Below are 6,000 nucleotides of genomic sequence, written 5' to 3'. Positions count from 1 at the left end.
GGCACCAGCAGGCCAATCATCCCGGCTGGGCCGGGCTGCAACTGCTCGCCGTCGATGGCGTGATGTGGCGCACACCCGATACCCCGGACAATGCCGCTGCCTTTGCCAAGCCCGGTACTCAGCATGGGGAGACCGCTTATCCGCAGGCACGCATGCTCTGCCAGATGGAGCTGACCAGCCACCTGCTTGTTCAGGCGGTCATGGAGAGCTGCGCCGTCAACGAGATGGTGTTGGCCGAGCAGCTTGTCGCGCACACACCAGACCACTCGCTAACTCTGTTCGACAAGGGGTTTTACTCTCTCGGTCTGCTCCACGCCTGGCAAACCACTGGCAGCGAGCGGCACTGGCTGCTGCCACTCAAAAAGGGCACGCAATACGAGGTGGTGCGCAAGCTGGGGCGTCAGGATGCCCTGGTGCAGCTCAAGACCAGTCCACAGGCACGCAAGAAGTGGCCGCAACTGCCGGACACGGTGGAAGCCCGTTTGCTGACCCGCAACATCAGCGGCAAGGAGCGCCAAGTATTGACCTCAATGGTCGACCCGATGCGCTTTCCGAGCGCCGATATTGTCGAGCTCTACAGCCATCGCTGGGAAATCGAGTTGGGCTATCGGGAGATGAAGCACAGCCTGCAAGAGCACCGGCTGACCTTGCGCAGCAAGAAGGCGGCGGGTATACGGCAGGAGCTGTGGGGGGTGTTGCTGGCGTACAATCTGCTGCGCAGCCAGATGGTAAAGATGGCGGCAAGTCTGAAGGGATACACGGCGAGCCAGCTGAGTTTTCACATGGCGTCGGTCTATCTTATCCATGAACTGAGCTGCATGCCGTACCTATCACCGGGTACTATCCCGAAGCGGGTAGCTGACCTGGAGAAACAAGCGGGCCAGTTTGTGCTGCCGGAACGAAGGGAGCGAAGTTACCCCCGCAGTGTGAAGGCGAAGCCGCAGAAGTATGCCGTGAAAAAAGCCAATAAAAACAATGCCAGTCAGGCTTAACTGACTGGCATTACTCCCTTGGGAGCCTCTTTGCGTTGGCGAGCCGGTCACAGGCTCATGATCTTCTTGAACTCCTCCGGCGAATACTTCTTCTCGGTACGCTTGGTGAGATCCGTCATCAGTTTGTAGCGCAGCGTTTTGGCCATCTGATAGGTCTGCTCCAACTGGCCATAGGAGTAGTCGGCGGCCAGCCCGATGGCGGTAGCCTTGTCGCTGGCGTAGGCCTGCTTCAGGCTCTTGTCGAGCAGCGCCATCTCCTTGTAAAGCTTGCTGCTCTCCTTGTTCCAGACGCCGCGCAGCAGCGGCAGGTACTTGTCCGGATCAGCGCTGGCCAGCGCGGTCAGGCTGCGGAACTGCCAGTAGGCGGAATCATCGGAGTAGCTGTCGCTACCGGTGCGATAGGGCAGGGGGTAGGACTCCAGGGTGTTGTAGAGCGGCACCATCACAGATTCGGCCAGCACGCCGTAGCTCTGCCAGATCAATCCCTGCAGCTCTTTGGGCATCTCCTTGCGCAGCTGGATGACGTGGGATTCGAGCTGGCGATCGATGCGGATCGGCCGCTCCGCCTTGCCCGCCAGCGGCGTGCCGTCATAGGTGGCGCTCAGCAGCCTGGCCACGTCCGGCACGGCGATGGGGGCATCCGGTTTCATAAAGAGCGGATATTGCGCCTGCCGGGTCGGCTGCGGGTGGCTGGCGGTCAGCATTTTCTGGCCGAGCCACTCCCGATCCACGTTATACGGGTCAGCGATGACCCCGAACGCCTTGGCGAAGTTGAACTCTTTCGGGTCGGCGTTATCCAGCAGTTTGTGTTCGCGTACAAACTCCAGCAGCTTGGGCGAGTGCAGCACATCGGCGCTGTCGAGATTGACGCCGTGGATGCGCAGGCCGTTGGCCACCATGGCGTAGCTGTCGTCCGGCACCCGCACCGCGATCCAGTGGTGGCCGGAGCCGATCTCCATCAGCCAGGCTTCGTTCACATCTGCCAGATAGAGGCTGTTGCCCTCACCAGCACCATATTGCTCCACATAGCGGCCGAGCAGCTCGACCCCCTCTTTGGCCGTTTTGGCCTGCGGCAGGATCAGGGTGGGGATGATGGCTTCAATCACTCCCTTCTCGATCAGCGGATCGGCTTTTTGGGCCTTGTCGTTGACCTCGGCACTGGTGGTGGCCGAAATGGCGACGTTGAACTCGTTGATGCCGCGCTCTTCATAATATTTGCCTGCCGGATCGCTGGTGGTGGCATCCCAGTCGTGGATGGCGGAGTAGGCTAAGAACGCCTTGGGCATCGGCACTTCCAGCCCGTTACCCAGTTTCCAGGCCTTGCCCTCGTTCTGCTGCGCGGGCCGGAAGGCGAGGTACTTATTCCAGTTGTTGACGCCAAAATCCTCGTTTCTGGCGATCATCACGCTGCCATCGGCGCTGGCCCCCTTGCCGACGATAAGGCCGGTACAGGCGTCGGCACTGGTGCCAAGCAGGGTGAGCAGGGTGGCAGAGAGAAGACTCAAGGTGTGTTTTTTCATAGGTGTACCCGAAGGGTTGCGGTGAGTGAGAGTCAGACGAGGTGATGAGGTGTGGGGAGGCTGCAGCTCCGAACTGGCAGCGGAGTGAGCACGGCAGATTGGTCTGCCTGTTATTGGTTTTTCGAACAGATCATCCATGACACGGCTGGCTGGTTGTGATGTGCGCCAAAATTGTATTCCTGAGTGGTTGTTTGTTTTGTGATCGAGCTGCTGTTCCTGACTTTTCTCTGGCGTCGTGGCGCGTGGACGGCGAAATGTGCCAAAACAGCGAGAGCCGGCAGCAGATGAGTCATGATTCTGACGCCAGCCTTGCGTGTGGGGCGTGGTGAGATCCACCATAGCGCGGGATCTTGCAACATCTGACAAGTTGGCCTGTAACTTGCTGGTTTAATTGATAATGGTGGGGCCTGACGCCCCATGTGACCGGATCAGCCTGTGCCCATTGCCGCAGATGCGCACTGAATTGGAGCCCCCATGGATATCAAACCCTACAGCCAGCAGCTTGCCCAGAGCGCCTCCAACAACCGCGCCCTCGCCACCCTCAACAGTGCCAGTAGCGGCGGTCAGGGTGGTGGCTGGGAGGAGATGGTCAGCCTCTCCACCCAGCGCATGACCGGTCAGGCCCAGCAGGTGCTGACCTACGAACATCTGGCCAAGAACAGCAAGCTGCCGCCCGCACTCGATATGAGCTCCGACAAGGGGGGCGTGGTACAGCAGTTGGTGGACAAGGCGCTCGGGTTTGATCGCAAGAAATTCAACGAGATAGAAGACAAGCTCAAGGCTATCGCCGATAACAAGAAGCTGACCCCGGAAGAGCGGGCGGAGCAGAGCAAGCCGCTCAACGAGCAGAAAGATGCAATGCTCAAGGAGGCGATGGATCGCCTGACCGGCAAGAAGAGCTCATCCAAAGATGAGGCCAAAACCGCCTGATCCTGCCACAGTTGTGCTCGCTACCCGGTCGACACCGATGGGCCAGTGTCGACCGCCGATGGGCAAGCTTCTGCCACCTATTTTGACCTCACCTCCCCACAGGCGCACAATGTCCGCGCATTGAGCCAGTCGAGGAGTCCGCCGTGTACAACTTCCAATATGCCAATCCGACCCGCATCTGTTTCGGTGAGGGGCAGATCGCCTGCCTGCCCGATCTGATCCCGCCCGGCAGCCGGCTGCTGGTGCTCTACGGTGGCGGCAGCATCAAGCAGAACGGGGTGTATGAGCAGTTGACCCGGGCGCTGGAGGGGGTGACGTGGCAGGAGTTTTCCGGCATCGGCGCCAACCCCAGATTCGAGTTGTTGATGGAGGCGGTGGCGCTGGTGAAGCGCGAGCGTATCGACTTCCTGCTGGCGGTCGGTGGCGGCTCCGTGGTCGATGGCACCAAGTTTGTCGCTGCCGCCGCCTGCTACGAGGGGGATGATCCCTGGGATATCTGCGGCAAACAGGCGAGCGTGCACAAGGCGCTGCCGATGGGCTGCGTGCTGACCCTGCCGGCGACCGGCTCCGAGAGCAATCCCACCTCGGTAGTGAGCCGGGGGGATGTGAAGATCTCCTTCAGAAGCCCGCTGGTGCAGCCGCAGTTTGCGGTGCTCGACCCGACCACCACCTACAGTCTGCCGCCGCGTCAGACCGGCAATGGCGTGGTGGATGCCTTTGTCCATATCGCCGAGCAGTACCTCACCTTTCCGGTGGGGGGCGAGGTGCAGGACAGACTGGCGGAGGGGCTGCTGCAGGTGCTGGTGGAGAACGGCCCCAAGGCGCTGGCGGAGCCGACCAACTATCAGGTGCGGGCCAATCTGATGTGGGCGGCCAGTCTGGCGCTCAACGGCCTTATCGGTTGCGGGGTGCCGCAGGATTGGGCCTCCCACGCCATCGGCCATCAGCTGACGGCGCTTTACGGGCTCGACCACGGCCAGAGTCTGGCAGTGGTGCTCCCCGCCCTGCTGCGAGAACGGGCAGCGCAGAAGCAGGAGAAGCTGGCCCAGTTTGCCGAGCGGGTGTGGCACTCCAGCCGCGAGGATTATGCCCTGCGCATCGAAGAGGCGATCATCCGCACCGAGCAGTTCTTCCAGCAGATGGGATTGGGTACCCGGCTTGCCGACTATGGCCTCAGCGAAAGCTGCATTCCGGCGGTCTGCTCCAACCTCAAGCGGGTGGGGCGCACCGCGCTCGGTGAGCAGCAGGATATCGACCCGGATCAGGTCGCGCGCATTCTCGCCCGCGCGCTATAAGCCGGCGCCGGTTTGTGTCCCTGGCTGATTCATTTTCCCAATTAAAGAGGGCCGCTTGTTGCGGCCCTCTTGCATGACGGGTTAGCCGATCACTCGGTGCGCGCCTTGAGATAACCGGCGTAATCCGGGATCTGTACGCTGAACGCCTGCCGCATATGGGGGCTGTCCATGATGAAATCGGCGGTCGCCTCGTTGGTGGCGACCGGGATGTTCCAGACTGCCGCGAGGCGCAGCAGCGCCTTCACGTCCGGATCGTGCGGCACCGCATTGAGGGGATCCCAGAAGAAGATCAGCACGTCGATCTTCCCTTCGGCGATCAGGGCGCCGAGCTGCTGGTCGCCCCCCATGGGGCCGGAGAAGAGGCAGGTGATGGGCAGCTGCGCCTTCTTGCCGAGCATGGTGCCGGTGGTGCCGGTCGCATAGAGATGGTGGAGCTTGAGCTCCTCCTTGCGGCGCATCACCCAGTTCAGCAGAGGGGTCTTCATGTTGTCGTGAGCCACCAGTGCCACCCGTTTGTGGGGCGCCATCTCGCGTGCAATCTGTTCCATGGAAATCGTCCGTAGCATTGTTATTGGAAGAGAGTCGTATCCTAATCGAAAGCCATGACAGATGCTGTGTCGGGCGTATTAACTGTGATCCTGTCGAAAAGTTTTCGGGTCATGGCTGCTCAAATGAAGAGACCCGCGCTGGCGGGTCTCTTTGCTTGCTGACCTGCTGGCTCAGGAGCCGTGGTGCAGTTGCGACTGCTGGTAGTTCTCCAGCCCGATGCGATCGATAAGATCGAGCTGGGTCTCCAGCCAGTCCACATGCTCCTCTTCATCTTCCAGGATCTCCTGGAACAGGTCGCGGCTGATGTAGTCCTGCACCGACTCGGCGTAGGCGATGGCTACCTTGAGGTCGGGGATGGCATCCATCTCCAGCGAAAGGTCGCAGCGCAGCATCTCTTCGACGGTCTCGCCGATGCGCAGCTTGCCCAGATCCTGCAAATTGGGCAGCCCTTCGAGAAACAGCACGCGCTTGACCAGCTCGTCGGCGTGTTTCATCTCATCGATAGACTCGTGATACTCCTTGTGCCCGAGCGCCTTGAGGCCCCAGTCATCGTAGATGCGGGCATGCAGGAAGTATTGGTTGATGGCAATCAGCTCATTGGCCAGCACCTTGTTGAGGTGGGCAATGATCTTGGGATCTCCTTTCATCGACAGTGCTCCTTGGTTCGTGCCTGAGGCTTCGATCGTTAGAGCTTAGTCCAGAAAAGTGACAACA

At 60.6% G+C, this 6,000-nt stretch carries 6 protein-coding genes; 3 read left to right on the top strand and 3 right to left on the bottom strand.

Annotated elements, in window-relative coordinates; genetic code table 11:
• On the top strand, window positions 1–992 hold a 992-nt coding region (locus AB5Z09_RS12025; RefSeq protein WP_368195206.1), incomplete at its 5' end, for an IS4 family transposase.
• Window positions 993–1,039: 47 nt separating this feature from the next.
• Here the strand turns inward: AB5Z09_RS12025 and AB5Z09_RS12020 are convergent.
• A complete protein-coding gene (locus tag AB5Z09_RS12020) occupies window positions 1,040–2,512 on the bottom strand; it encodes a C69 family dipeptidase (RefSeq protein WP_368195382.1) in 1,473 nt (490 codons plus the stop codon).
• Between the two features lie 474 nt (window positions 2,513–2,986).
• On the opposite strand from AB5Z09_RS12020, the gene AB5Z09_RS12015 reads away from it, so the two are divergent.
• Window positions 2,987–3,442: a hypothetical protein gene (locus AB5Z09_RS12015; protein WP_033115559.1), complete on the top strand. Its 456-nt coding sequence runs from the start codon at window positions 2,987–2,989 to the stop codon at window positions 3,440–3,442.
• 143 nt (window positions 3,443–3,585) lie between these two features.
• A complete protein-coding gene (locus tag AB5Z09_RS12010) occupies window positions 3,586–4,737 on the top strand; it encodes an iron-containing alcohol dehydrogenase (RefSeq protein ID WP_368195381.1) in 1,152 nt (383 codons plus the stop codon).
• 89 nt (window positions 4,738–4,826) lie between these two features.
• Here AB5Z09_RS12010 and AB5Z09_RS12005 read toward each other — a convergent pair whose 3' ends face one another.
• Together AB5Z09_RS12005 and bfr are read right to left on the bottom strand one after the other, a co-directional pair.
• Window positions 4,827–5,285 carry a methylglyoxal synthase gene (locus AB5Z09_RS12005; protein ID WP_005363178.1) on the bottom strand — a complete coding sequence of 153 codons (459 nt, stop codon included), beginning with the start codon at window positions 5,283–5,285 and terminating at the stop codon, window positions 4,827–4,829.
• 171 nt (window positions 5,286–5,456) lie between these two features.
• Complete coding sequence (gene bfr, locus AB5Z09_RS12000) at window positions 5,457–5,933, bottom strand: bacterioferritin (protein ID WP_005354959.1); 477 nt, start codon at window positions 5,931–5,933, stop codon at window positions 5,457–5,459.
• Window positions 5,934–6,000 lie beyond the last annotated feature (67 nt).

This window comes from Aeromonas sp. R2-2 (assembly GCF_040908355.1).
In the GTDB taxonomy this organism is placed as follows: domain Bacteria; phylum Pseudomonadota; class Gammaproteobacteria; order Enterobacterales; family Aeromonadaceae; genus Aeromonas; species Aeromonas veronii.
This window is presented reverse-complemented; position numbering and strand designations above follow the sequence as displayed.